The sequence below is a fragment of the Niallia oryzisoli genome (assembly GCF_043641075.1).
Lineage (GTDB): Bacteria > Bacillota > Bacilli > Bacillales > Cytobacillaceae > Bacillus_BD > Bacillus_BD oryzisoli_A.
This window is the reverse complement of the sequence record NZ_JBHZRC010000001.1, coordinates 1216704-1242403: the sequence shown is the minus strand read 5'-3', so window position 1 is coordinate 1242403 and position 25700 is coordinate 1216704. Positions and strand designations below refer to the sequence as shown.

Annotated in this window: 27 protein-coding genes and 1 riboswitch; of the genes, 19 read left to right on the top strand and 8 right to left on the bottom strand. The window is 38.1% G+C overall.

Going from position 1 to position 25700, the window contains the following annotated elements; translation table 11 throughout:
* The first annotated feature begins 39 nt into the window (after positions 1-39).
* The 4 genes from ACHUFV_RS06300 to ACHUFV_RS06285 all read left to right on the top strand — a co-directional run bounded on the left by ACHUFV_RS06300 (position 40) and on the right by ACHUFV_RS06285 (position 5277).
* Complete coding sequence (locus tag ACHUFV_RS06300) at positions 40-1179, top strand: THUMP domain-containing class I SAM-dependent RNA methyltransferase (RefSeq protein ID WP_394233404.1); 1140 nt, start codon at positions 40-42, stop codon at positions 1177-1179.
* 114 nt (positions 1180-1293) lie between these two features.
* A complete protein-coding gene (locus ACHUFV_RS06295; RefSeq protein WP_394232738.1) occupies positions 1294-1554 on the top strand; it encodes a hypothetical protein in 261 nt (86 codons plus the stop codon).
* 143 nt (positions 1555-1697) lie between these two features.
* Positions 1698-3638, top strand: coding sequence for an ATP-dependent DNA helicase (locus ACHUFV_RS06290; protein WP_394232737.1), 1941 nt, complete (start codon positions 1698-1700; stop codon positions 3636-3638).
* Positions 3639-3750: 112 nt separating this feature from the next.
* Positions 3751-5277: a carboxypeptidase M32 gene (locus ACHUFV_RS06285; protein WP_394232736.1), complete on the top strand. Its 1527-nt coding sequence runs from the start codon at positions 3751-3753 to the stop codon at positions 5275-5277.
* Between the two features lie 59 nt (positions 5278-5336).
* On the opposite strand, the gene ACHUFV_RS06280 is transcribed toward ACHUFV_RS06285, so the two are convergent.
* From ACHUFV_RS06280 to ACHUFV_RS06270, 3 genes are read right to left on the bottom strand one after another with little or no spacing between them, the layout of a single operon-like run.
* Positions 5337-7010, bottom strand: a complete 1674-nt coding sequence (locus tag ACHUFV_RS06280; protein ID WP_394232735.1) for a b(o/a)3-type cytochrome-c oxidase subunit 1 — start codon at positions 7008-7010, stop codon at positions 5337-5339.
* On the bottom strand, positions 7007-7486 hold the full coding sequence (locus ACHUFV_RS06275; RefSeq protein ID WP_394232734.1) for a cytochrome c oxidase subunit II: 480 nt from the start codon (positions 7484-7486) through the stop codon (positions 7007-7009). Before ACHUFV_RS06275 ends, ACHUFV_RS06280 begins: the two co-directional genes overlap by 4 nt.
* Positions 7487-7507: 21 nt before the next feature.
* Positions 7508-7660 carry a cytochrome c oxidase subunit 2A gene (locus ACHUFV_RS06270; RefSeq protein ID WP_394232733.1) on the bottom strand — a complete coding sequence of 51 codons (153 nt, stop codon included), beginning with the start codon at positions 7658-7660 and terminating at the stop codon, positions 7508-7510.
* A gap of 362 nt (positions 7661-8022) precedes the next feature.
* Positions 8023-8124, top strand: a riboswitch (purine riboswitch).
* Positions 8125-8283: 159 nt separating this feature from the next.
* On the opposite strand from ACHUFV_RS06270, the gene ACHUFV_RS06265 reads away from it, so the two are divergent.
* Positions 8284-8880 carry a xanthine phosphoribosyltransferase gene (locus ACHUFV_RS06265; RefSeq protein WP_394232732.1) on the top strand — a complete coding sequence of 199 codons (597 nt, stop codon included), beginning with the start codon at positions 8284-8286 and terminating at the stop codon, positions 8878-8880.
* Positions 8877-10202 (top strand): nucleobase:cation symporter-2 family protein, encoded by a 1326-nt coding sequence (locus ACHUFV_RS06260; RefSeq protein ID WP_394232731.1) that lies wholly within the window; start codon positions 8877-8879, stop codon positions 10200-10202. The genes ACHUFV_RS06265 and ACHUFV_RS06260 overlap by 4 nt, the downstream gene beginning before the upstream one ends.
* 90 nt (positions 10203-10292) lie before the next feature.
* On the opposite strand, the gene ACHUFV_RS06255 is transcribed toward ACHUFV_RS06260, so the two are convergent.
* Positions 10293-10757 carry a chemotaxis protein CheX gene (locus tag ACHUFV_RS06255; protein ID WP_394232730.1) on the bottom strand — a complete coding sequence of 155 codons (465 nt, stop codon included), beginning with the start codon at positions 10755-10757 and terminating at the stop codon, positions 10293-10295.
* A gap of 353 nt (positions 10758-11110) precedes the next feature.
* Here ACHUFV_RS06255 and ACHUFV_RS06250 point away from each other — a divergent pair, with 353 nt between their 5' ends.
* From ACHUFV_RS06250 to ACHUFV_RS06225, 6 genes are all read left to right on the top strand, one after another.
* Entirely contained in the window at positions 11111-12196 is a 1086-nt protein-coding gene (locus ACHUFV_RS06250) for a type III polyketide synthase (RefSeq protein WP_394232729.1), read from the top strand.
* Between the two features lie 2 nt (positions 12197-12198).
* On the top strand, positions 12199-12765 hold the full coding sequence (locus ACHUFV_RS06245; RefSeq protein ID WP_394232728.1) for an isoprenylcysteine carboxyl methyltransferase family protein: 567 nt from the start codon (positions 12199-12201) through the stop codon (positions 12763-12765).
* A gap of 465 nt (positions 12766-13230) precedes the next feature.
* Entirely contained in the window at positions 13231-16902 is a 3672-nt protein-coding gene (locus ACHUFV_RS06240; protein WP_394232727.1) for a dynamin family protein, read from the top strand.
* 75 nt (positions 16903-16977) lie between these two features.
* A complete protein-coding gene (locus ACHUFV_RS06235; RefSeq protein ID WP_394232726.1) occupies positions 16978-17730 on the top strand; it encodes a DNA polymerase beta superfamily protein in 753 nt (250 codons plus the stop codon).
* Between the two features lie 28 nt (positions 17731-17758).
* Positions 17759-18253: a GNAT family N-acetyltransferase gene (locus tag ACHUFV_RS06230; RefSeq protein ID WP_394232725.1), complete on the top strand. Its 495-nt coding sequence runs from the start codon at positions 17759-17761 to the stop codon at positions 18251-18253.
* 197 nt (positions 18254-18450) lie between these two features.
* On the top strand, positions 18451-19320 hold the full coding sequence (locus ACHUFV_RS06225; RefSeq protein ID WP_394233402.1) for a 5'-3' exonuclease: 870 nt from the start codon (positions 18451-18453) through the stop codon (positions 19318-19320).
* 92 nt (positions 19321-19412) lie between these two features.
* Here ACHUFV_RS06225 and sspL read toward each other — a convergent pair whose 3' ends face one another.
* Positions 19413-19553 carry a small, acid-soluble spore protein L gene (gene sspL, locus ACHUFV_RS06220; RefSeq protein WP_150439720.1) on the bottom strand — a complete coding sequence of 47 codons (141 nt, stop codon included), beginning with the start codon at positions 19551-19553 and terminating at the stop codon, positions 19413-19415.
* A gap of 85 nt (positions 19554-19638) precedes the next feature.
* Here sspL and ACHUFV_RS06215 point away from each other — a divergent pair, with 85 nt between their 5' ends.
* Positions 19639-20100, top strand: coding sequence for a divergent PAP2 family protein (locus ACHUFV_RS06215; protein ID WP_394232724.1), 462 nt, complete (start codon positions 19639-19641; stop codon positions 20098-20100).
* Between the two features lie 64 nt (positions 20101-20164).
* Positions 20165-20434 carry a DUF6123 family protein gene (locus ACHUFV_RS06210; RefSeq protein WP_394232723.1) on the top strand — a complete coding sequence of 90 codons (270 nt, stop codon included), beginning with the start codon at positions 20165-20167 and terminating at the stop codon, positions 20432-20434.
* A 101-nt stretch (positions 20435-20535) separates the two neighbouring features.
* Here ACHUFV_RS06210 and ACHUFV_RS06205 read toward each other — a convergent pair whose 3' ends face one another.
* Positions 20536-20925 carry a reverse transcriptase-like protein gene (locus ACHUFV_RS06205; protein WP_394232722.1) on the bottom strand — a complete coding sequence of 130 codons (390 nt, stop codon included), beginning with the start codon at positions 20923-20925 and terminating at the stop codon, positions 20536-20538.
* 187 nt (positions 20926-21112) lie between these two features.
* Here ACHUFV_RS06205 and ACHUFV_RS06200 point away from each other — a divergent pair, with 187 nt between their 5' ends.
* Entirely contained in the window at positions 21113-21769 is a 657-nt protein-coding gene (locus tag ACHUFV_RS06200) for a ribonuclease H family protein (protein WP_394232721.1), read from the top strand.
* Between the two features lie 27 nt (positions 21770-21796).
* Positions 21797-21982: a zinc-finger domain-containing protein gene (locus ACHUFV_RS06195; protein WP_394232720.1), complete on the top strand. Its 186-nt coding sequence runs from the start codon at positions 21797-21799 to the stop codon at positions 21980-21982.
* A 57-nt stretch (positions 21983-22039) separates the two neighbouring features.
* Here ACHUFV_RS06195 and cspD read toward each other — a convergent pair whose 3' ends face one another.
* Entirely contained in the window at positions 22040-22240 is a 201-nt protein-coding gene (gene cspD, locus ACHUFV_RS06190) for a cold-shock protein CspD (RefSeq protein WP_019155915.1), read from the bottom strand.
* Between the two features lie 434 nt (positions 22241-22674).
* On the opposite strand from cspD, the gene ACHUFV_RS06185 reads away from it, so the two are divergent.
* Positions 22675-24828 carry a DNA topoisomerase III gene (locus ACHUFV_RS06185; RefSeq protein ID WP_394232719.1) on the top strand — a complete coding sequence of 718 codons (2154 nt, stop codon included), beginning with the start codon at positions 22675-22677 and terminating at the stop codon, positions 24826-24828.
* A gap of 49 nt (positions 24829-24877) precedes the next feature.
* On the opposite strand, the gene ACHUFV_RS06180 is transcribed toward ACHUFV_RS06185, so the two are convergent.
* Positions 24878-25222 (bottom strand): DUF3905 domain-containing protein, encoded by a 345-nt coding sequence (locus ACHUFV_RS06180; RefSeq protein WP_394232718.1) that lies wholly within the window; start codon positions 25220-25222, stop codon positions 24878-24880.
* Positions 25223-25384: 162 nt separating this feature from the next.
* Here ACHUFV_RS06180 and ACHUFV_RS06175 point away from each other — a divergent pair, with 162 nt between their 5' ends.
* On the top strand, positions 25385-25546 hold the full coding sequence (locus tag ACHUFV_RS06175; RefSeq protein ID WP_394232717.1) for a hypothetical protein: 162 nt from the start codon (positions 25385-25387) through the stop codon (positions 25544-25546).
* Between the two features lie 2 nt (positions 25547-25548).
* Positions 25549-25698, top strand: coding sequence for a hypothetical protein (locus ACHUFV_RS06170; protein ID WP_394232716.1), 150 nt, complete (start codon positions 25549-25551; stop codon positions 25696-25698).
* The last annotated feature ends 2 nt before the right edge of the window (positions 25699-25700 follow it).

Here is a 25700-nt window from a genome sequence, read left to right as displayed (position 1 = left end):
AGAGTTAGATATCATAATAGGAATGATAAGGGTGAAAAAATGGCGAATTATGAATTGATAGCGACTTCTGCGATGGGCCTTGAAGCGATTGTCGCAAAGGAAGTTCGGGAGTTAGGATATGACTGTCAAGTGGAAAACAGCCGGATTACGTTTAATGGTGATGAAAGAGCAATCGCGAAAAGCAATCTATGGTTACGTACGGCAGACAGAGTAAAGCTAAAGGTCGGGGAATTTAAGGCAACCAGTTTTGATGAATTATTTGAAAAAACGAAGGCACTGCCATGGGAGAAATTCCTGCCGGAAAATGCTGAATTCCCTGTTTCAGGGAAATCGGTTAAATCAAAGCTTTTTAGTGTTTCCGATTGCCAGGCAATTGTTAAAAAAGCAATTGTAGAACGTATGAAGCATCATTATAAAAAAAACGGCTGGTTTGAAGAAAATGGTCCGCTGTTCAAAATTGAAGTTGCGCTACATAAGGATATGGCCTTATTAACAATTGATACAAGCGGAAGCGGGCTTCATAAAAGAGGCTATCGTGTAGGTCAAGGGGAAGCGCCATTAAAGGAAACATTGGCTGCGGCTTTAGTGCTCTTGACAAATTGGACCCCTGACCGTCCGTTTGTGGATCCATTCTGTGGTTCTGGCACAATTCCAATTGAAGCGGCATTAATAGGGCAAAATATTGCTCCAGGTTTTAATCGTGAATTTGTTTCTGAAGGCTGGAGCTGGATTGACCAAAAGGTCTGGGATGACGCGCGGATAGAGGTAGAGGACCTTGCAAAATATGATCAGCCGTTAGATATTACTGGTTCAGATATTGATCACAGACTCGTCACAATAGCTAAGGAAAATGCGTTTGAGTCAGGTCTTGGAGATATTATTACGTTTAAACAAATGCGAGTCCAGGATTTTACGGCTCAAAAAGATTATGGTGTATTGGTAGGAAATCCACCTTATGGTGAGCGTTTAGGGGAAAAAGCAGCGGTTCAAAAAATGTATCGTGAAATGGGACAGGCCTTCAGTAATCTAGATACTTGGTCCATCTATATGCTGACTTCTGAAGAGGAATTTGAAACCTTTTATGGAAAAAAAGCAACGAAAAAACGAAAGCTTTTTAATGGTTTTATTCGGACAGATTATTATCAATACTGGGGTAAAAGACCGCCACGCGAAAAGTAAAGCTGGTTACAAAATAATAGAAAAAATGATAGTAGAGATGCCGTTCCATTCTTGTCCAATCTGAGTAATATGTACTATGAGTATTACTAGAAAAGCTAGAATGGGGGGAATCATATGTATGAATTTTTAAATTTAGTTGTTATCCCACTAATCATTGGAATGGTTGAAATTGTAAAAAGAGCTGGTCTTCCGGTACGATTTGCACCATTGGTAGCACTAGCAATAGGCTTGTTTTTCGGTATCTTCTACTTGGATACATTAAAAGAAGGCATCATTGTTGGTCTTATGGTAGGATTGTCAGCTTCAGGTCTATATAGTGGAAGTAAAAATCTTCGCAATGGTAATGGGTATGATAAGCTAAGTGATAAAAAGTAATTGCTGACTGCCCTTTTAGAAAAAACATGTATTTCATAGTAATGGTTTGTTATAATAAGACAGTTGTGTAAAAGCGTCTTTCAGCGAAAGACGCTTTCGCTTTTCGTTAGGGAGCATTCGCTTTTAGATATGGAGGAATAATTATGCAGAATCGGATACCTTTTGAACTATCAAAAACTGAATCTTTTTTTGAAAAATTAGGCGAATGGATTGGGGATGTGTTTTATGACAATCTACCGGAAGCTGGTTTTGAATTAAGAGATGAACAAATTTATATGGCATTTCAATTGGAAAAGGCTTTTAAAGAAAAAAGTGTCATGTTTGCTGAAGCGGGAGTTGGAACAGGGAAAACGATTGTGTATCTTTTATATGCTATCTGCTATGCAAGGTATACAAACCAGCCTGCTATTATTGCATGTGCTGATGAAACATTAATTGAGCAGCTTGTAAAAAAAGAGGGAGATATTGCTAAACTTGAAAAAGCATTATCTTTACATATAGACGTTAGACTAGCCAAATCAAGAGATCAATACCTTTGCTTGAATAAACTAGATAAACTGATCACAGGCAGTGATGATGAAGCATTTCTTACGATTCATGACAGGCTTCCTGACTTTATTCATGGCAGTCAATCAATGCAGTCATTTGAGAAATATGGTGATCGAAAAGATTATCCGGAATTAACAGATGAACAATGGTCTAGAATCGGCTGGGATTCACTTGAGGACTGCTTTACTTGTGATAACAGGCATCGCTGCGGGCAAACACTGCATCGCGATTGGTATCGGCACTCGAAGGATTTAATTATTTGCTCGCATGATTTTTATATGGAACATGTTTGGACAAAGGAATCGCGGAAACGTGAAGGACAATTACCGCTCTTGCCTGAGTATTCTTGTGTTGTTTTTGATGAAGGACATCTATTGGAGTTTGCCAGCCAAAAGGCTTTAACGTACAGGTTTAGTGAGCGGGTTCTTGAAACACTGTTAACGAAGCTGATGGCAAATGATGTAAGGGAAAACACACTATATACAATCGAAGACCTGCTTGTCCAAAATGAGCAATTCTTCTATGAGCTGAAACAGTCTGCATACGTGAATGAAGGTTCTGATAAGCTTACAATTGAAAAAAATGCCTCTGTTAGAGCAAACGGTAAACAATTGCATTCACTTATAAACACTCTTGAGGAGGAGCTTGTTCTAGAAAGTGAAATGTATACGATAAACGATTATGAATTAAAGATTGTTGAGGAATACCTTGAACAAATTTCCTATTCATTATCCTTATTTTTAAAAGAGATGAATGGCATTACCTGGCTGGAGGATAACGACGGGGAAAGAACCTTAGTCATTATGCCGCGGCTTGTACAGGAAATCATGAAAGAAGAAGTATTCTCTATCAAGAAACCATTTATCTTTTCTTCAGCTACTCTTTCTGAAAATAATTCATTTGATTATATTGCGCATTCATTAGGAATTGAACATTATTTTTCCTGCAAGGTTGCTTCACCATTTGATTATGAAGAAAATATGATTATCGAAATGCCGGCATTTGCAGATGATCTGTCAAGATGTGCCTATACGTTTGAACAAATAGTGCAAACGAATGGACGAGCGCTAATTTTATTCTCGACACAATCTGAATTATCTTCATTTAAAAAGTACTGTCAAGGAAAAGAACAATCCTTTCCGATTTATTTTGAGGGAGATGCTGAAATTAGCACACTCGTTTCACAATTTCAAAACGAAGAAGAGTCCGTACTTTGCACGCTCCATCTTTGGGAAGGACTTGATATTCCAGGACAATCTCTAGAAAATGTAATTATCTTTTCTTTACCGTTTCCTCCAAATGACCCGGTGTTCACTGCAAAACGAAATGCGGTTACGGATCCGTTTTCTGAAGTGGATTTACCTTATATGCTGCTTCGTTTACGTCAAGGAATTGGTCGTTTGATACGGACGCATGAAGACAAAGGGACCGTTCATATTTTAATTAACAAAGATGAGGATAGACATGTGCTTGAAGCTGTGCTTTCGGTTTTACCAACGAAAGTATCAACGAAACGTGGAGAATTGAATAGTTAATCAGTTACTTTTGACAACAGGCTTACCTGTTGTCTTTTTTTCTTCTATATGGTTAACTGACAAGTAATCAGAATAAAATAAAGTGTTGTGGATTAATAAGGGAGGGTAACCTATGGATCAATCGTTCATACAGGTAGAAAAGGAGTTCACCGAATATGTAAAAAAAATCAGTGCTTATAATGAAGCTCTTGGTTTAATTTATTGGGATTTACGCACAGGAGCTCCAAAGCAAGGGGTGCAGCAGCGCTCAGAAGTAATCGGAATTCTGTCCTCTGAAGTCTACCAGCTGTCTATATCGGAAGAAATGGCCTCATACATAGAAAGCTTATCTACTGAAGCAGCGCAAGCGGTCATTTCAGAAAAAACAAAGAAATTAGTAAAAGAATGCAAAAAGGAATATGACCATAACCGTAAAATCCCTGCAGATGAATATAAAGAATATGTCATTCTACTGTCGCAAGCAGAATCAGTTTGGGAAGAAGCAAGGGAAAAATCGGATTTCAAATTGTTTCAGCCATATTTAGAGAAAATCGTTGAAAAAAATAAAAGGTTTATCACCTATTGGGGCTTTAATGGACATCCTTATAATACCCTTCTCGATTTATATGAACCAGGGATGACAGTGGAGGTATTGGATCGGGTATTCGCTGATTTAAGAGCAGAAATTGTACCGCTCGTTCAAAGGATTGCACGCTCTAAACATAATCCTGAAACCAACTTTCTATTTCAGTCGTTTCCAAAAGAGAAACAGCGCCTCTTTAGTATCGAAATTCTCTCACAAATGGGCTATAACTTTGATGCAGGCCGTCTTGATGAAACCGTGCATCCGTTTGCTACAGGTCTAAATAGAAGTGATGTCAGAATTACCACAAGATATGATGAAGCTGATTTTCGAATGGCAGTTTTTGGTACGATTCATGAGGGAGGTCATGCTCTCTATGAACAAAATATTTCTCCTGATTTAATGGGGACGCCGTTATGTACGGGCACATCCATGGGAATACATGAGTCACAATCGCTATTTTATGAGAATTTTGTCGGACGTAATCTTTCCTTCTGGAAAAAGAATTACCCGTCACTAAAGGAATATAGTAGTGGGCAGTTTGCTGATGTTGATGTTAACGCTTTTTATCGAGCCATAAATGAGTCAAAACCATCTCTGATCCGCATTGAAGCGGATGAATTGACATATCCTCTGCACATTATGATTCGTTATGAAATTGAAAAAGGATTATTTAATAATGAAATAGAAGTGAAGGATCTCCCAGAGATATGGAATGCCAAATATGAAGAATATTTAGGTGTACGTCCGGCAAATAACGGTGAAGGGGTGCTTCAGGATGTACATTGGGCAGGCGGTAGCTTTGGTTACTTCCCTTCGTATGCACTGGGATATATGTATGCGGCACAGTTTAAACAGGCTATGCTGAAGGATCTACCTCATTTCGATCAATTATTAGAGCAGGGGAATCTATTGCCGATTAAAGAATGGTTAACTTTGAAAATTCACCAATTCGGAAAACTGAAGGAGCCTCTTGAACTATTGCATGAAGTCACCGGTGAAGGCCTAAATGCAAATTATTTAATTAAATATCTGACAGAGAAATACAGTCAAGTATATCAATTAGACGAGGCTTAAGGGAATAGCAAAAAGAACTCTGCCTAAAAGCAGAGTTCTTTTCTAAATAGTCAAAGTTCTTACCACAGCTTATAGCCTTTTGATCCTGGTGGCGAGTTTTGAATCATATCGATAAACGGAATGGTATAAGCAAAGATAATTAGCAATGCCGTAATACCAAGCCATAATTTCCAGTTTTCAAATACAAGTGGTGTTCTTTCTGCATCAATGTCAACCTCAGCGACAGGAAATTCCTGTTCTCCTTTTGGTGCAAAAAAGGCAAGGTTGATAAAAATATAAAGCATAAGAATAATCGAGATAAATAGAATCGAACCTCCAACAGCCTGTGCAATCTGATAAGGAATCCATTCAGCTGCCTGTGCTGCACCGCCATATTCAGAGAAGGCTGAACGGCGAGGTGCACCGAGGAGACCTGCTGCGTGCATAGCGGATGACATAAATGTCATACCAATTGCCCAAGTTACCCCTTGGATAATCGCTAGTTTGTTTATCGATTTTGTTAATGTACGGCCTGTAATATGTGGAACAAGCCAGTAAGAAATGCCGAAGAAGGTTAAAACAACCGCTGTTGCCAATGTCAAATGAAAGTGACCTGTTACCCAAATGGTATTATGAACAACCTGGTTCATTTGGTGTGATGCATTAACAAGACCGCCTGCACCTGCTGGGATAAAAGCAAGCATGCCTATGAACGGAACGGTAAAGCGTGCATCACCCCACGGAAGCATTTTTAACCAGCCAAACAGACTTTTTGCTCCCATTGAACGTCCATGCTTTTCAAAGGTCGCGAATAATGAGAAAGCGGTCATTAAAGATGGAATGACAACTAAAAACGTTAAGATTACCTGCAAAAACTTCCAAGCTGGGTCAATTCCGGGCTCCATCAATTGATGGTGGAATCCAACCGGGATCGAGAATAATAAGAATAAGATAAAGGACATCCGAGCTAATGAATCAGAGAATATTTTTGCTCCAATTACTTTTGGAATGATTACATACCAAGCCATATAAGCAGGAAGCAGCCAAAAGTATACAAGCGGGTGACCGAAATACCAGAAAAGTGTTCTTGTTACGAGAATATTGACTGTATCAATCAAACCTAATGACCATGGTAATAATTGCGTGATCATGGATGCAGCGACTCCAAGAGTTGCCACCATCCACATGATTGTATTGACAAAAGACATAAACGTTAACAATGGACTTGGCTGGCCTGGATTCGCTTTTTTCCATTTGCGATAAGCCATAATAATGGCTCCTCCGCCTATCCAGCTGCCAATAACAACCAATGTTAAACCGAAATAAAATAAAAAGTGAGCTTTTAACGGTGCGTAGAATGTATATAATACAGACGCCTTATTAAGCAATACCATTGCAGCTGCCATGACAGTTCCAATTGTCATGATCCAATAACCAATCCATCCAGCACGTCGTTGGCCGTTGGAAAATGTTCCAGCAGTCCGACTTACAGCTGCCATCATAAATCCTTGAATAAAGAATGTTGTTAATACTAGGCCAAGAACAACACCATGAACGGTAAGAATCTGGTAGTAAGTAATAGGCGCTGGTAATTCAAGCTTTCCTGTCCGGACAAGTACCTGCAATAATCCGGCAAGCCCTCCTATTAACAAGGCTGTAAAAGCCACATAAAAATGGGCCATAGCCAATTTACCATCACGACGATCAATTTTTATCAGTGCAGTAGGATTATTTAAGATAGAAGGACTTATCATTTTTTAACCACCTCAATTTTCGATGTCATCATGTGATGTCCAACCCCGCAATACTCATTACATAGGATTAAGTATTCTCCTGCTTTATCAAATGTAGTGGTATATTCGCTAATAAAACCAGGTTCAAGCATCATATTAATATTTGTTCCGGCAACTTGAAAGCCATGAACAACATCCTTTGTAGTGGCCATAATTTTCACTTTTGCACCATATGGTACTTCAACTGATGCAGGATTAAATGAAAAGGCTGATGCAACAAAGACTAACTCATAATCCCAATCTTTTCCCTCAACCTTTTTAAGCCCGGGCTCATTAAAAGGCTTCGTTGTATCCACTTTTTCAGGATCAATAGTAACTAGACAGCTTGGCGGCTGGTTCCCCATATAGAATGCACTAACCCCCAAGACTGTCAAGAAGACAAGCAGTGCACCGATCCCAAATGTGAGCCAAGCTTTTTCGAACTTATGCATATGCATATTCATCCCACCCCCAATTTCTTAAAAACGATCTAGAAATAAAAAGTAAACGCTTACCCATACTGAAACAAGAAAGAAACCTAATAAGAAAACAGAAGCTAAAGTTCCTTTTAAAGTAGAGTTGTCCTCAACTTTCGTTTTTGAAGTTTTTGTGTCTATTTGATGAAGTGCCATCTGTTTTAGTCCCTCCTTTCGGAAAAGTGGAAAATGATTAATGATTACAAATTCATAATACTCGACTATTGGGAAAATTCTACATTGTTTTACACGGTTCACAAAATGTTCATTCATTACATTAACACTATGTCTATGGTATAAAACTGATTTATAGGTGATTTATATCACTTTGAATAAAGGGAAATGTGAATGAATTGTGAAAATAAGAATGATGGGAACATAAGTTAATTTTTTTCAGTTGGGTTAGGAAGTGATACAAATGAGGATTAATCTGAAAAGAAACACGAACATTAATAATTAAATTTATGAAATAATTCGTACTTTATCTTGAATTATGAAAAAATGGTGTTATAATTGTTACTAGTTTAATAGTTGTCACTCATATAATCACAGGAATATGGCCTGTAAGTTTCTACCAGACTACCGTAAATAGTCTGACTATGGGTGAGCAATGGTCGTCATGAATATGATTCGGATTTTTCTTACTTTTGCGCCGAATGCCTGAAGACATTGCTTCACTCATTTTTATTTTGGGATGTGATGCAATGGACTTCAGGCTTTTTTGTGTTGTCTATCGCTTAAGTATCTTCCCGTACACCAAAGAGGAGGGAAACATAAGGATGGAGTTATTAAAGAAGAAAATTGAACAGGAAGGGATTGTGTTATCAAATACGGTCCTAAAGGTAGACTCATTTTTGAATCACCAGATTGACCCTGAGCTAATGCTTGAAATTGGAAAGGAATTTTCACAGAGGTTTGCAAATAAAGGAATAACAAAGATTTTAACAATTGAATCATCTGGAATAGCGCCTGCAGTGATGACGGGATTGCAATTAAATGTTCCGGTTATTTTTGCTAGAAAAAGAAAATCAATGACCTTAATCAATGATTTATTAACCTCAACCGTCCGCTCCTTTACAAAAAATGAAACAAATGAAATTTCTGTATCACAAAAATATATAACTGAAAATGATCAAGTTTTGATTATTGATGATTTCCTTGCGAATGGGCAGGCTGCAATCGGCTTAATTGATATTGTACAGCAGGCAAAGGCAACTATTGCCGGGATCGGAATTGTCATTGAAAAAGCATTTCAGGAAGGCGGACAGCATTTGCGCGATAAAGGATTTCATGTAGAATCATTGGCTAGAATTGCCTCTTTAGAAGAAGGCAAAGTCTTATTTGTTTCGGAGAAAACGTCGGAGGTCATGAAATGAAACAGCATCCATTAAGATTAGCTTCATTAGGTATTCAACATGTATTGGCGATGTATGCTGGCGCAGTCGTAGTGCCCTTAATTATCGGTGGAGCTATCGGGTTGACAGTAGAACAACTAACCTATCTGGTTTCAATTGATATATTTATGTGTGGGATAGCAACCCTGCTACAGGTTATGAGCAATCGCTTTTTCGGCATCGGTCTGCCGGTCGTGCTGGGTTGTACCTTCACTGCTGTAGCACCTATTATTTCAATCGGTACCCAGCATGGCGTTTCGGCTATCTACGGGTCCATTATCGTTTCAGGATTGTTTGTGGTCATTGTGGCTAAATCATTCGGCAGATTGGTCAGATTTTTTCCACCAGTTGTGACAGGCTGTGTTGTGACGATTATTGGAATTACGCTTATTCCGGTAGCTATGAATAACGTTGCAGGCGGGCAGGGAAGCCCTGACTTCGGAAGCTTATCAAATATTGGTTTGGCATTTGGAACCTTATTAGTCATCATTGTCATTAATCGTTTTTTCACTGGCTTTATCCGCTCAATTAGTATTTTAATCGGAATTATAGTAGGTACGGTAGCAGCGTATTTTATGGGAAAAGTTGATTTTGCTGCGGTTGGGGAAGCTTCTTGGTTTCATATGATTCAACCATTTTACTTCGGCATGCCGACCTTTGAATTATCCTCTATTATTACGATGATTTTAGTGGCATTAGTGGGGCTTGTGGAAGCAACAGGTGTTTATTTCGCTCTTGGAGATATATGTGAAAAAGAGATTAAAGAAAATGATTTAGCAAAAGGCTATCGCGCAGAAGGAATGGCCATTATTCTTGGCGGCTTATTTAATTCATTTCCATATACAACGTTTTCTCAGAATGTAGGTCTCCTGCAGCTAACAGGTGTAAAAGAGAAAAAAGTGATCATTGTGATGAGTTTCATGTTAATGGGACTCGGTCTTCTTCCAAAAATTGGGGCACTTACAACAGTTATACCAGCAGCCGTTTTAGGTGGTGCCATGATAGCAATGTTTGGGATGGTTCTTGCGAATGGAATAAAAATGCTAAGTAAGGTTGACTTTTCCTCGCAGGAAAACCTACTGATTATTGCCTGCTCTGTAGGGCTGGGACTTGGGGTTACAGCAGTTCCAGGATTATTTGCTCAAATGCCTGACAGCATCCGTATTCTCACTGAAAACGGAATTGTCGCAGGGAGTCTAACAGCTATTATTATGAATATTGTTTTTAATGAATTAAAAGGAAAGAAACCAGCAAAAATTAAGATGAAGGAAACCAATGTTACGAAAATGATTGTTAACGAGTAAAATGATAGTATTATAAAAACCCTCTAATTTAAAAATAAAATTTGAATTAGAGGGTTTTTATTGTGAAAAAATAATGGATGCTGTATTCATTTAAAGATCTAATTCTTGTTCAATCATTAATAGGATAATAATCGTTCCGGCACCTTTAACCGTAATGGGTAAGCGGAATGCTTTTTCAAAACCGTATATTTTCGCTTGTCCGACAAGAACAGTCGGGGGTGTAATGTCCATCTCAAGGCCCTGTTGTGAGATAAATGTGGATAATGTTCCAGCAATCATATTACCAAGTTCACCTGCAAAGGACTCCAGCATTTCTCCTTCAACCATCATACCGAACATACCTTCACCGATTTTCCCGAGTGTTTCCTCATTTCCATCAATGATCAATCGACCTCTAACATCACCAGTCATGCCAATCAGTACACCAATACAATGTTGTGTGTATGGCTGCGTAAACAATGACGGTTTCTCCATTGATATCTCAAATGGAAGTATTTCTTTAACGGATTCAATGGTTCCTTGTAAAATATCGGTTGCAAGCTTCGTCAACGGCATTCTTCATTCCCCCAGCATTCAATCAATTAATCATAATTTTAACATAACTTTTTTGGGAAGAAATGTACTTTTTAAGGAAATATTACTATTTTAGTAAAAAAATATATCTGTTCCAGTAAGGCGAATGAAATGGAAATAATTGTTGAGTGATGAACGCTCTGAATTCATTTATACTAGATATTGTAAGTGCACAACATTTTAATATCCTTCAAAACTTTAATTCCCTGCGTTTTTATGCGGGGAATTTTTTTATGTCTTCGTATCGTTCGCCACCAAATGTACCGTCGATATAGTATATAAATGCCATTAATGGAGAAATTATTAGCATATACCAAATGATAGGAGCAAACAAAATGCCGGCCATTCTGTCCATTGGAGATGCTTTTCCGTCAAATACTTTACAGCAGGAACAAGTGATGCACTTTTCGCGTCAACTTTTTTCTCAGAGGTTTCATGATATTGAACGATTGTTACATGCCTTCCCACATGGGCAGGTGCAGAAAAGGCATTTCGTGAAAGAGTTGGACTGGTATCAGCAGGAGCATACGTTTGTTGAGAAAAACGATGCTTTTATTGAATCTGCCATTGAACTTGGTTCTAGAGCGATAACAAATTGTTTACATAATCATTTGTTCTTAAAAAGGCAAGTAGCGTATGAGGAAATTGATGCCATCTTCCTTATAACCAGCACAGGCATTGCAACCCCGAGCATTGATGCACGTATTATGAATGTGCTGCCATTTTCAGAAAAGACGAAAAGAATTCCAATTTGGGGATTAGGCTGTGCCGGTGGGGCGGCGGGATTATCACGTGCGTTTGAATACTGTAGAGCTTATCCTGATGCAAAAGTACTGGTATTGGCGATTGAGCTATGCAGTTTAACTTTCCAACGAAATGATTTGTCGAAAAGCAACTTGATCGGAACGTCATTGTTTGGTGATGGGGTAGTCTGTGTACTCGTAACAGGGGATAAAGTAGAGACAAAGATGATTTGTTCCTTGCCGTCGATTCCCAAAATTCTTGCCACCGAGTCAACAACCATGCGTAATTCTCTTGATGTAATGGGCTGGGAAGTGAAGAATGATGGTTTGTATGTTGTTTTTTCAAAGAACATACCAAGCATTGTGGAAAAGTGGTTAAAGCCAATCGTTGGGCAATTTTTGTACGAACAAGAGCTTACGATGGAACAAATTGACCATTTTATTGCTCATCCGGGAGGGAAGAAGGTATTAGATGCGTATGTGAAAGCATTACAGCTGAAGGAGTCCACGATTGATATCAGCTTTGAAGTGCTAAAAAACTATGGGAATATCTCATCAGCAACTGTTCTTTTAGTCTTAAAAGGATATTTACAAGAAGCATGTACCGGTGAATGGGGCCTTTGTACGGCTTTAGGGCCTGGGTTTAGTTCAGAATTATTATTATTAAGGTGGGAGTAAACTTGTCATCCTTTTATCTATTTTTTACTTTTCTTATAATGCAGCGCCTTGTCGAGCTAGTTGTAGCGAAACGAAATGAATGGTGGATGAAAAACAGAGGGGCAAAGGAATTTGGACAAGAGCATTATCGGATCATTGTTTGTCTGCATGCAATGTTTTTTGTTGTATTTTTCATAGAGGTACAAGCACGTCATGCAGAATTGTCTCCCGTTTGGCCTTTTTTTCTAAGTCTATTCTTTCTCACGCAATTCCTTAGAGTTTGGGCGATAGCTTCATTAGGGAAATGCTGGAATACAAAAATTATCATACTGCCTGAGGCTCCTATCGTTGAAAAAGGCCCGTACCGATTCTTAAAACATCCTAATTATTTGGTGGTGATCATGGAATTTATGATTATTCCATGCATGTACCAAGCGTATTTAACCGCAATCGTCTTTAGCGTTTTGAATGGATTCATTCTTGCGGTTCGAATTCCAATGGAGGAAAAGGCCTTACACGAACATACAGAATACCCTATTTCCACTGGGCTTAAATGGAGATTAAGTCCAAAAAATCCCAACAAAGTCTAGTCCTTTTTTAATTTCGTATTGAAAAGGATTATCATTCATGATATGATTTAATTGTAAATGAGAGTTATTATCACTACGAGGATGGTGTTAATGGATGACAGCCGTTTGTATAGCAGTAACTGTTGGTGTTTACTCTTTTGTATTAAAGCATGTGCTAAATAATGTTTCAAAGCCGCATCCAATTCAAAAATAGCTTCTATTTTTTACTGTGTTTGGAAAACGTTTTCAGACAAGCTGTAAAGAAGGGATTAATCTATGATTACCAGAAACTACTGATAAAGCCGAGTATTCTTAAATAGAAACTCGGCTTTATTTGTCATTTCTACACATATCATATAATAGACTAAAATGGGTCAATTGATTAAATACCGCTTATTATAAGAGGAAACTGCTTTTTTTAGTAGGAAATAAACGTAAAATCGTTTAAAATAGTTAGTATATTGAAAAAATAAGGGGTAGTCATTCATGATTAAAACTGAGATACAAAGAGACGCAGCTCTGTTAAGGGGACAAATCGCTGCGTTGTATGAAATGTTTGATAAACAAGAAAATGTTCAGTCGGCTGAGCGCGCAAAGGATTTAGCTCTTAAGCTTGAAAAACAGGAGTATTCTATTGCTTTTTGCGGACACTTCTCTGCGGGAAAATCAAGCATGATTAACCGGATTATGGGGGAGAACATTCTGCCTTCAAGCCCGATTCCTACAAGTGCCAATCTTGTAAAAATAAAGTCTGGTGATGATTATGCAAAGGTTTTCTTCAAGGAAGACCGGCCGATTATTTATCCTGCACCATACGATTATGAAAAAGTAAAATCGTATTGCAAGGATGGAGATCAAATTCAGTCGATTGAAATTAGCTATTCAAAAACATCAATCCCGAAGGATACCATCATTATGGATACACCTGGAATTGATTCGACTGATGATGCACACCGGATTGCAACTGAGTCCGCATTACATTTGGCTGACTTGGTCTTTTATGTGATGGATTATAATCATGTTCAGAGCGAATTGAATTTCCTTTTTACCAAGGAGCTGACGGAAGCAGGTAAAGAAGTATATTTAGTGATTAACCAGATTGATAAGCATCGTGATGAGGAATTGAGTTTCACAGAATTTCAAGAAAGTGTGAAGAATTCGTTTGCCTCATGGGGTGTGAAACCGGCTAGAATCTTCTATACATCTTTAAAGAAAACGGACCATCCGCATAATCAATTTCCTGCATTAAGAAAGTTTATTGAAGAAAAGGTTAGTCGTCGTCTTGATTCTCTTCCTGAATCTGTTTTCCAATCATTAATGAAATTAAGCGAAGAACATCGCTTATTTTTAACAGCAAAAGACGAGGAAGCTATCCGCAGGAATAATGATGTTTTAGCGCAGCTGACAGAGGAAGAAAGGAACAGTCTTCCGGAACGTGTTGCAGAGCTCCAAAACCAGCTGAATGAATTAAGTACTTCTCTTAATCAAAAGGAAAAAAAGCTATATGATGAGATTGACAGTGTACTAGATAATGCATATGTTATGCCATTCCAAACCCGTGATTTAGCGGAGCAATATCTTGCTGCAAGACAGCCGGAATTCAAAGTTGGTTTGTTATTTTCTAAACAGAAAACAGAGCAGGAACGAAGCCTTAGACTTGACCGTTTCTTTGCGGATTTTTCCGAGAAAGTAACTGCACAAATTGATTGGCATATGAAGGAATTGTTTGTAAAAAATATAAAAGAAAATGAAATTGAAGATGAAGAGCTCCTTTCAGCTGTTCAAAATTTCAAGGTTGAGTTTGATAAGGATCTTCTTGTTTCGACCGTTAAAGCAGGTGCCCGATTATCAGGTGACTATGTGTTAACATATACGAGGGATATTACAAATGAAATAAAAAGGATAACAAAGGAGCAGCTAGCGCCATTCAGATCTAGCCTTTTGTCTCGATTGCAGGAGAAGCAGGCTATTCAGAAGCGGAAGCTTGAAGAGAATTTAACCTCTCTTACAGCTTATTTTAATGCCTATAAAGATATTGCTGCGCTTGAAGAAAATCAGCTGCTTGCTAATATTCAAATGGAACAGGTATTAACAGGACATTTTAATCAAGAAGAGTATAAAGAGCTTATAAAGGTATTGGCGATAGATAATACCGAAGAAGCAGAGGTAATTATAACAAGCAGTGAGGAAACGAAACAGAAAGATGTTGAAAAAGAGAAAAAATCTCGTTCGATTCGTTCGGTTGTTTCCAGTCAACAGACCAATTTGACTGAATTAGAATCCCTTATTCCAAGCTTAAGGTTTGCAGCAGACCAAGTAAAGGGAATACCGGGCTTTAAAAAGCTGGCTGAAGAACTTGGTCAAAAAGCTGAAAGACTTGAGAACCAGTCATTCACAGTTGCGTTGTTTGGTGCTTTCAGTGCAGGGAAATCTTCCTTTGCCAATGCGCTATTAGGTGAGAAGCTGCTACCTGTTTCACCAAACCCAACAACAGCGGCAATTAACAAAATTATGCCGGTTGACTCCGAGCATCCTCATGGTACAGTGCTTGTAAAGTTAAAAGCTCTTAAAACATTAATGGATGATGTGAACCGTTCGCTAGCAGCATTTGGTATGCATGCCGAAACGCTTCAAACGGCTGTTACATCAGCACAGACAGTGATTGGAAATAATAATGATGTTGATGCCTATGAGAAAATGCATTTAGCCTTTTTACAAGCATTTGTTCGTGGTATTGGTGCTTACCAGAACCAGCTTGGTGAGACAATTCTTACGGATTTGGCTAATTTTTCGGGGTTTGTTGCAAATGAAGAACAATCCTGCTTAGTAGAGTGGATCGAGGTTTATTTTGAATGTGAATTAACTAAAAAAGGGATTACATTAGTAGATACTCCTGGAGCTGATTCGATTAATGCCCGTCATACAGGTGTTGCTTTTGAATATATCAAAAATTCTGATGCGATTTTGTTTGTCACTTATTACAATCATGCCTTCTCGAAAGCTGATCGTGAATTTTTGATTCAGCTAGGTCGTGTGAAAGACACGTTCGCCCTCGATAAGATGTTTTTCATTGTGAATGCTATTGACTTAGCGCATGATGAAGAAGAAATGAATGCAGTACTTGACTATGTGGAAGATCAGCTTGTGACATATGGAATCAGACAGCCGCATTTATATCCTGTCTCAAGTCTAATGAGTCTAAAAGAGAAAATGGCAGGACGCATAACAGAGCAATCAGGTATACGTTTATTTGAAGAACGCTTTTATTCCTTTATCGAGCATGATTTAAGAGGGATAGCAGTTAATTCAGCAAAATTAGAAATGGAGCGGGCTTTAACACAGCTGCAAAGCTTTATTCATTCAGCGGAGGAAGATCAGGATACAAAGGCCCAAAAACGAATCCAGCTTGAAACAGAACAAACTCAAATAAGAGAATTAGTTCAATCGCAGCAGACAGCATTTTTACAGAAACGATTGGCACAGGAAGCAGACGAGCTTGTCTTTTATATTAAGCAGCGTGTATTTTTGAGGTTCAGTGACTTTTTGAAGGAAGCTTTTAATCCCGCACTTATAAAGGATGATGGAAGAAACCTAAAAAAGGCGCTTCAAACAGCACTTGATGGATTTCTGGAAGATTTCGGCTATGATTTTGCTCAAGAGCTGCGAGCGACAACATTACGGATTGAAGCTTTCATTCGCAAGAACCTTTCGCAGTCTGAGCGCTCAGTCATTTCGGCAATACAAGAGCATAATTCAGAGCTTTCCTTCAGCTCCTATGAAATGAACCGATTAGAAGGGATTGATTTTGAAACAGCGTTTGTATCACTCGACCCTCAGCGCTTTAAGACAGCATTAGCCTATTTTAAAAATCCAAAGTCATTTTTTGAAAAAAATGAACGGAAGCTGTTAGGGGAAGAATTAGAAGCGAACCTGCAGCAGCCTGCTGATGATTATTTAGCAGAAGGCAAGGATCGGTTAAAACAACATTATGGTGAACAGCTTGAATCAGAGTTTCAACGTTTGATTGAGTATGTAATGGAACAGGTTGAAGAATACTATCAAGGAGTATTAGCTTCGATATCAAATGAAATACCAATTGACGAACTTCGAGCAATTGAACAAAAATTATTGATCAATGCCCAAAATATAAAGGTTTGATTCTTAGCGGTGCTAATTTGTTTTACAATAGGAAACTCTTTGTCTGAACTGTCTGAAACAAAAGAGGTGGAGGAAATGATTGAATCTTGGTTAAGGGAACTGGAAGAAGCGTACGGAATTGAGATTCTCTTCGCCTCGGAAACTGGCAGCCGGGCATGGGGCGGTGCCACTAATCATTCTGATTATGATGTCCGTTTCATTTATAAGCACCGTGATGTTAAAAGTTATTTATCATTAAGAAAGGCGCAGGAAACGATTGACATTCCTGCGCCTTATGATGCTCAAGGCTGGGACCTGTATAAGGCATTTCATTTACTGCAAAAGTCGAATCCTGGTCTGTGTGAATGGGCATTTTCTCCTATCCTGTATCGAGATCGCCAGCACTTTTCTATTAGGCTGCGAAGGTATATTAGGGAAAGCTATTCACTTCTTTCGTTGTTACATCATTATATTTATTTAATGACTCGGAATTTGAAGGACATTCATGATAAGGCATTTACGGAAAAAAAACAGAAGCAGTTAATCCAAGCTGTTCGAGCCTTTCTCCTTTCAAAAGCAATTATTGTAGAGCAAAAGGTACCGGAAGATGCTCTGTATAGTTCTTTTGATGCAATATCTTCAAAAGACTCTCTAACTGTTTCTTTTTATCAAAAACTATTGAGAGCAAAGATGCGAGGAGAGATTATTTCCGCTGCTGATGCAGAAGAAATAACCGTCAGGATGGAGCAGGAAAAGCAACTATTACTTGAACATTCCCATAGTTTATCAAAAGGGAAATCGATAGAAAATGAACTTAATCAATGGATTTGGGAGCTTTTATGTTTGTGATCAAAGAGATAGAGGAGCCACTAGAAGTATGGATTTTGAGATTAAATTGGCAATAAATGAACAAGAAATTGACTATGTCTATCAAATCATGCTGGATGCATTTAGGGAGTATAGCAAATATGATACACCCTCTAGTGCTATGAATGAAAAATTATCAACGTTAAGGAAATCTATTCATGAGGGGAGTGAACAGGCAGTTCTTGGCTATTTAAATGGACAACCAGCTGGATCTGTTCGGTTTAAAGAAATGGATGAAACTTCATTGTATTTCTTCAGACTATCGGTCATTCCTGAAGCAAGGGGAAAGGGATTAGCTAAGAAGATGATTGAATGGCTGTTAGTATATGCTCGTGAGAATCAAAAAAATAAAATAGTATGCCGGGTTCGTAAGGATACCCCACATAATATTCATTTTTATCATTCAAATGATTTTGATATTGCAAAGGAAGAAACCATCATTAATAAGGATGGGAATATTGTCGATACGGTTATTATGGAGAAAAGCTCGAAGGTACTCGTATAACATGATGAAAAAGTGTCTATCCGTTTGATTTGACACTTTTTTTTCTGCATTCTAATAGTGTATTACCTCTTTCAGCCAAACTATCAGATGATTACCAGCACATTTTATACATAAAAATGCTATAATAATGTTTACGTTTGAGTGATAGGATAGGGAGTGTGAAAGCATTGCATAAAGCTAATAATAAACCCTCATTAATGCTAGTCGACGGGATGGCACTTTTGTTTCGTGCATTTTTTGCAACAGCTGTAACAGGACAGTTTATGATTAATTCAAAGGGCATTCCCACTAATGCAGTCAATGGTTTTGTAAAGCACTTTTTTACGGCGGTGTCATCATTTAAACCAAGTCATGTAATTGTATGCTGGGATATGGGAAGCAAAACATTCCGCAATGAGATGTTTAATGATTATAAGGGAAATCGTTCCGAAGCACCTGTTGAGTTAATTCCTCAATTTGATCTCGTAAAAGAAGTGGTAGAGGCCTTCGATGTTCCAAACATTGGACTGGAGGGATTTGAAGCGGATGACTGTATCGGGACAATTGCCACTCAGGCAAAAGCTGAGGCGAATGTTTATATTCTTACTGGTGACCAGGATATACTACAGCTGATTGATGATCATATTTCGGTTATTTTATTAAAGAAGGGCTTTGGAAACTATCTGGTTCATAATAAAGATACGTTTTTTGCTGAAAAGGGAATTAATCCGAAACAAATGATTGATTTAAAGGCATTTATGGGTGATCCTAGTGATAATTATCCAGGTGTAAAAGGAATTGGTGAAAAAACAGCTTTGAAGCTGCTGCAGCAATATGGACATGTAGACGGTGTCGTAGCGAATTTACATCAATTAACAAAGGCTCAGAAAACGAAGATAGAGAACGATCTAGACATGCTGTATTTAAGCAAAAAGCTGGCTGAAATCAAATGTGATGTCCCAATCAACTATGAATTTGACAGTGCAAGGTTTACTCTCGATGAAGAAAAGGTTCGGGCTAAATTTAACGAAGTAGAAATGAAGGGGCTTCATCGTTTTATCGATTTCGAAAATGAAATTGCGAATTAAGATAAGGTAAAGGAAAGACAGACTTTTAGGGTCTGTCTTTTTTCATGTCTAGCTCCAGCGCTATGCTGGCTCATCTTATGCTATTTATGACTTTAAATTTTCGTGTTTGACTTTTTCGCTCTGTTTTCCAGCTGGCTTTTTGGTTCTTCAGCAAATTCAGCATCCTGTCCATATCCTTGTGGGTTTACCCCAGGTGCCTTTGTGCCTCTGTTTGAATGCTTTTTTTGGCCCATCTCATTCACCTCCAATACTATTATTTCCAACAAGAATAAATCCACTCTCCAAACTTCACACTAATAGAAGTGAGGTGAGATTTTCATGAATAAAGGGGTTTATATAGCGTTATTTAGTATTGGCCTGGCGCAAGGCTTGAAGATTCCGATTCATTATGTGAAAACAAGGAAATGGAAACCTGATTTATTTTTGCAAACTGGGGGAATGCCAAGCTCTCACTCCGCTGGCGTTTCATCGCTGACAACGTATATTGCCTTAAATCGGGGGGTTCCAACGATTGACTTTGCCCTATCCATGATTTATGGGTTAATCGTTATGTATGATGCACAAGGCATCCGTCGCCAAACGGGTGAATTAACGTTAAAAGTAAATGATATGGAGGAATTAATAGAAAAAGTTAACAAAGATAAATCGGTAAAGTTTGAAGAAAAAACACCGAAAAAATTGAAAGAAATGCTTGGCCATCAACCAGAGGAAGTAATAGGGGGAGCGATTCTGGGTGTGATAACGGGAACATTAGGACATATATTATCAAAAAAAAGATAGAAATTTGTCTGAATTTGAAGTAATATGGTAATGGGAAAATGTTAGGGAGAGGGATGGGTACAATTTGAAAACAGTAGCACAATATGTCGATTTTCTTGAAAGTAAAGGATTTCAATTGCGAGAGGATGCAATTGGCTTCATCCACTTCGGAAAACAATATACAAAAGCAACAGATGAGCTGACAAACACTGCGATTGAGTTGACATTAAAAGCTCAAAAGGAATTTGATGGCAGTTACTATATTTCCTTGTTGGAAATGCTTGTAAAAAATAAGATCAGTACACGCGGAGCTGCTATTCGTTTCATTAAAGAACGGGAATTAATGGCTATTTAATGTAGCAAGCAATAAACGAGGGGAATAAACCCTCAACATATCATCACACAATAAAAAAAGACGTGCCAAAATGGGCACGTCTTTTCCTTGAAAATAACCTGTTATTTTGCCTGTTGAATTGCTTTTCTTGCTAATTCATCAGCATTTTTGTTTTCACGGCTAGGTATCCATTTTAGAAAAAATAAATCAAATTGATTTGTAAGGGAAAGAGCCTTTTCGAATAATGGTGCATACGCTTTATTTTTGACAAATTCCTTTTCGATGGCTCGATTGACGAGCTCAGAGTCAGTACGGAACGACACTGTTTTATATCCTTTTTCGAGGCAAATTTCCAATGCAGCGATAAATGCATGAAATTCTGCTTCATGATTACTCATTTCCGGTAATGGAATACAGAAGCGTTCAACCTGACCGTTCGCATTAATAAAAACACCTGCACCACTTGGGCCAGGATTACCCGCACTTGCACCATCAAAATAAGCTTCTATCATAATTAACCCCCGTTCAGCCAATAATAATGAAAAATTCACCTTTTATGGCATTTACTTGATGAAGAAAGTATAAACTAAATAACAATATCATGAAAGAACAAGGTTCATTGATGAACTCATACATAACGCCGAAAAAATTACCGTAATGGACAAGGACGCCAGAATCAGTAGAAGGGATGAATTCATTATGAAGTACAAAATAGAATGGACGTACAAATTAAAAGGTAGCGAAGGGATTTATTTTACGTCTGATTGGATTGATGCTGAGGCAGCCATTTCCGGAGGAGAGGAAATTGAAAAATCAGGGAAAGCAAGTGAACTTTCCTTTTTTGACGAAATGGGTCAATCCTGGAGCTTAAAGGAAATGAAGAAACTAACGGTTGAAATTGAAGAAGATCCACATGAAGTAATGGTATATTTTGACGGCGGCTTTAACATTAGTACTTCACAGGCAGGTCTTGGAGCAGTCGTTTACTTTAGGCAAGGAAAGAAGAAATTCCGTTTACGTGCAAATGAACTGATTGATGAAATGGATTCAAATAATGAAGCAGAATATGCAGCGCTTTACTATGCGCTAAATTTATTAGAAGAACTTGGCGTTCACCAGGTTCCATGTGATTTTAAGGGGGATTCTCAAGGCGTATTAAAACAGCTCGAGGGCGAGTGGCCTTGCTATGAAGATAATTTAAATCGCTGGCTGGACCGGATTGAAGAGAAAATAAAATCCTTAGGATTAAAGCCTCGCTACCAGTCGATACCTAGGAATGAAAATAAGGAAGCAGATAAGCTTGCCTCGCAGGCGTTGGAAGGGAAAGCTATATTTAGTAAAATGCAATTAATCTAACGGGAAATAACGAAGGGTGATGGATAAATGGAGAGAAAGAAAATCATTAATGAAGTCGAATCCATAATGAACAACTACTGCAATGGTTGTTTTTTATATAAGCAGAATCGAAAGGATAGGGGGAGGAACTTTGCTCATCGCTTCTGTATTTCAACGTGCACTGTAGGCCTAAAAATTAAGCAGTGCGGTGAGCAGCTTACTCAGGAAAAGTAAGTTGATAAAAAAGGCTGACGATAAACGTCAGCCTCATAAATTTAAAATTATATATAATTACAGTTTTACAACGTTGGAAGCTTGAGGTCCACGGTTTCCTTCAACGATTTCAAAAGAAACTTCTTGGCCTTCTTCTAAAGATTTGAAGCCGTCACCTTGAATAGCTGTGAAGTGTACGAATACATCATCTCCGCCTTCAACTTCGATAAAACCGAAACCTTTTTCGTTATTAAACCATTTTACTTTACCGTTTTGCATGTTTACATTTCCTCCTAAGCCTTTCAAGACGAGCGAGCGTCTAAAAAAATAAATATTATCATTTGCACAAAATATAATGGCTAAATCTAGTGATAGCGGAAATATATTCTGATTAATGATGATTATAATATACATGAATAAACGCTTTCAGTCAAGGTTTACATGCATATTTTCCATAATCTCCAATAGAATCGAGAACGGAGAGAGGCCATTTAATTCAATATATTTCTATATGCAAATTTTTAAAAAGACTGATAGAATGTTAATATAATAAACCCCCATGTAGATTACAAGAGCTGCATTATTCTTCTCTTAGGACAATCTTCCTTTTCCTCATGTAAATAAACCTTAGCCTTTACGTACGAATGGTTTAGTGTATAAAATAATATTTGCTCGCCTTTACAACACTGCTTTATAAAGGAGCATACTAAATTATGAAGTTAATTATTGCTGAAAAGCCCGACCAAGGATCAACCTTGGCTTCTGTTTTTAAACATAAAAAGCATACCGGGTTTATTGAAATTTTTCCAAACGACATCTTTCAAAACGGTGCTTACGTTACATGGGCAGTAGGACATTTATGTCAGTTAGTTAATCCAGAAAAATATGTATCAGAATGGAAAAAATGGTCACTTTCTACGCTTCCGATGATACCTGATCAATTTCAATATGAGGTAACGAAGGATAAAATAAAGCAATTTACTATTATCAAAAGCCTGATTTCCAATCCAGAAATTACTGAAGTTATTCATGCAGGAGATGCGGGACGTGAAGGTGAATTAATTGTGAGAAATATCCTCCGTTTAACAAAAGCACGGATTCCGATGAAAAGACTATGGATTTCATCGCTAACACCCAAATCCATAAAAGAAGGCTTTCAGTCATTATTATCTGAATCTGATACAAGAAATCTATACTATGAAGCGTATACAAGGGCATGTGCAGATTGGGTTGTAGGCATGAACGCATCCAGATTATACAGTCTCTTACTCCAGCAAAAAGGGTTTTCAGATGTATTTTCGGTGGGTAGAGTACAGACACCGACCCTCGCACTGATTGTTAAACGTGAGCGGGAAATCGAAGAATTTGTTTCTGAACCGTTTTGGGAGGTATTAGCCGATTTTAAAATAGACGGAAAGAAATATAAGGGGAAATGGGAGCAGGACGGTGAATCAAGAATTAATCAACAGGAAATGGCGGAAAAAATTGCCCGTTTTTGTGAGCAGAAACCGGCAGAGGTTGTCGATATACAAGCGGATAGTAAAGACTATCTGCCTCCACTTTTGTACAATTTATCTGCTCTGCAGGCTGATGCGAATCGTTTGTTTAAATTTCCGCCTAAAAAAACCCTGGATACATTACAAAAGCTGTATCAAAAAGGAATTGTATCGTATCCTCGTTCAGACTCCCGATACGTAACAGAGGGCGAAGCAGAAATGTTTCCGGACATATTGAACAAAATCGCTGGTATCCCGCAGTATACAGACTACTTCCCGCTGCCAAATGCGTCCATCCTTACGAATAAGCGTTTTGTTAATGAAAAAAAGGTAACAGATCACTATGCGATCATACCAACTGAACAAGTTCCAGTACTTCACTCATTAAGTGCAGATGAACAAAAATTGTATGATATCATTGTAAAAAGTCTAATTGCTGCTCATTACGAAAAATCAATTATAGAATATACAACTGTTACTACACTTGTTGATGGACGAGCAGTCTTTATTTCAAAAGGAAAGGTTCAGCTCCAGGAGGGATGGAGAAAGGTGATTCCCTCTAATGATAAGGAAAAAGATCCGGTGCTCCCTATATTAGAAAAGGGAGCAAAAGGTTCTGTTGCTAAAGTAACAGTCAAAGAAAGTAAAACACAGCCGCCAAAGCGTTACACAGAAGGTCAATTAATTACCCTGATGAAAACAGCCGGTAAACACATGGATGATAATGATAAAGAGCTTGAAAAGATCTTGATGAAAACGGAAGGGCTGGGGACGGAAGCAACAAGGGCTGGAATTATTACGATGCTGAAGGATCGCAAGTATATAGAGGTTAAAAAAAATCTTGTCTATGCAACAGCAAAAGCAAAAATACTAATTACTGCTGTTGGAAATGAAATATTAGCATCTCCGTCGATGACCGCAAAGTGGGAACAAAGGCTGAAGGAAATATCAGAGGGTGCTGCTTCGCCAAAGCAGTTTATGGAGTTAACAAATAAGATGATTACTCATCTTATTTCGATTACGGTTAAGGAATCAAATGAGTGGAGCTTTGATGATGAAACAACAGAATCCTTTGTGCCAAAACAATTTAAGAAATCGGCTCCCACTAAATTAGGTACCTGTAAGCTTTGTGGTGGAAATGTTATCGATAAGGGGAGTTTCTATGGCTGTTCTAATTATCAAAAAACAGGCTGTCAATTTACCATTTCAAAAAAAATTAAGGGGAAATCTATTACACAAAAACAGGTAAAAAAGCTTCTTGTTGAAGGGACTACCGAGGTCATTGAAGGGTTTAAAGGAAAGGAAAAGGAGTTTGCTGCTAAAATAATATGGGATGATCAAGGGAAAAGAATTCAATTTGTTTTTTCATGATAAAAATGTTAGAAGGCCTGTTTGCAGGCCTTCTAACATTTTTATTTGCTTAATCCGCATCCCGGCTCACATCAATTGTTGGATGCATAAAGGGGCTAGCCTTTGGGGGCTTTAGGTTTTCAAGAAGCATTACATTTTCGGGAGTATTCCAGCCGATATCATTCGTTGGATGCACCCATTCACTTCCGGACATGACTGCAGGATCTGTCTCAACACTCCAATTTTCTAAAGGTGAGTTTTTGGAAAGATACTTACTATCCCCAATCGTAACGCCAAAGGAATTTACAAATGGAGCCTGCATCTCCATTCCGGTATTTTTGAAACTTGGGGCGTTAATTTGATGCGGCAGTGTATTATCAATATCGATTCGTTGTTTTTTCTTCAATATGCTCATCCTTTTTTCATTATTTTCAACTGTTCGTCCACTTTTATGTACTGAAAAAATAGGAAGCACTCAAATTGCATGAAATCCTCTGCATGAGCAGAAAATATGCTTGTCGTTACGTTCTCTGTGATTCATTAACGTAGCATGACAAACCATTAGGAGGATATAAAAGTGGCAAAACGAAAAGCGGAATTTAATGCAGCTGTAAAACACAGCAAGACACCGAGAGAAAATCGTCAAGAAACAGAGTTTTCTGCTGAGTTTAGTCATGGTGAAAGTCCAATTAAAGGGGCAAATCGCAATTCAAAGCAAGGCCGTGAGGGGAGAGGCTAATCGTGACACCGATTAAAAAGTCAACCCAGAAACAACAAGGAAACACATCATCAAATGTGGAGTTTGGAATGGAGTTTGGTGATATGAATGCAAGTAAACAATACGAAATTCCATTTATGACAAATAAAGGTAAGCTAAAGGACCGAAAATAAGA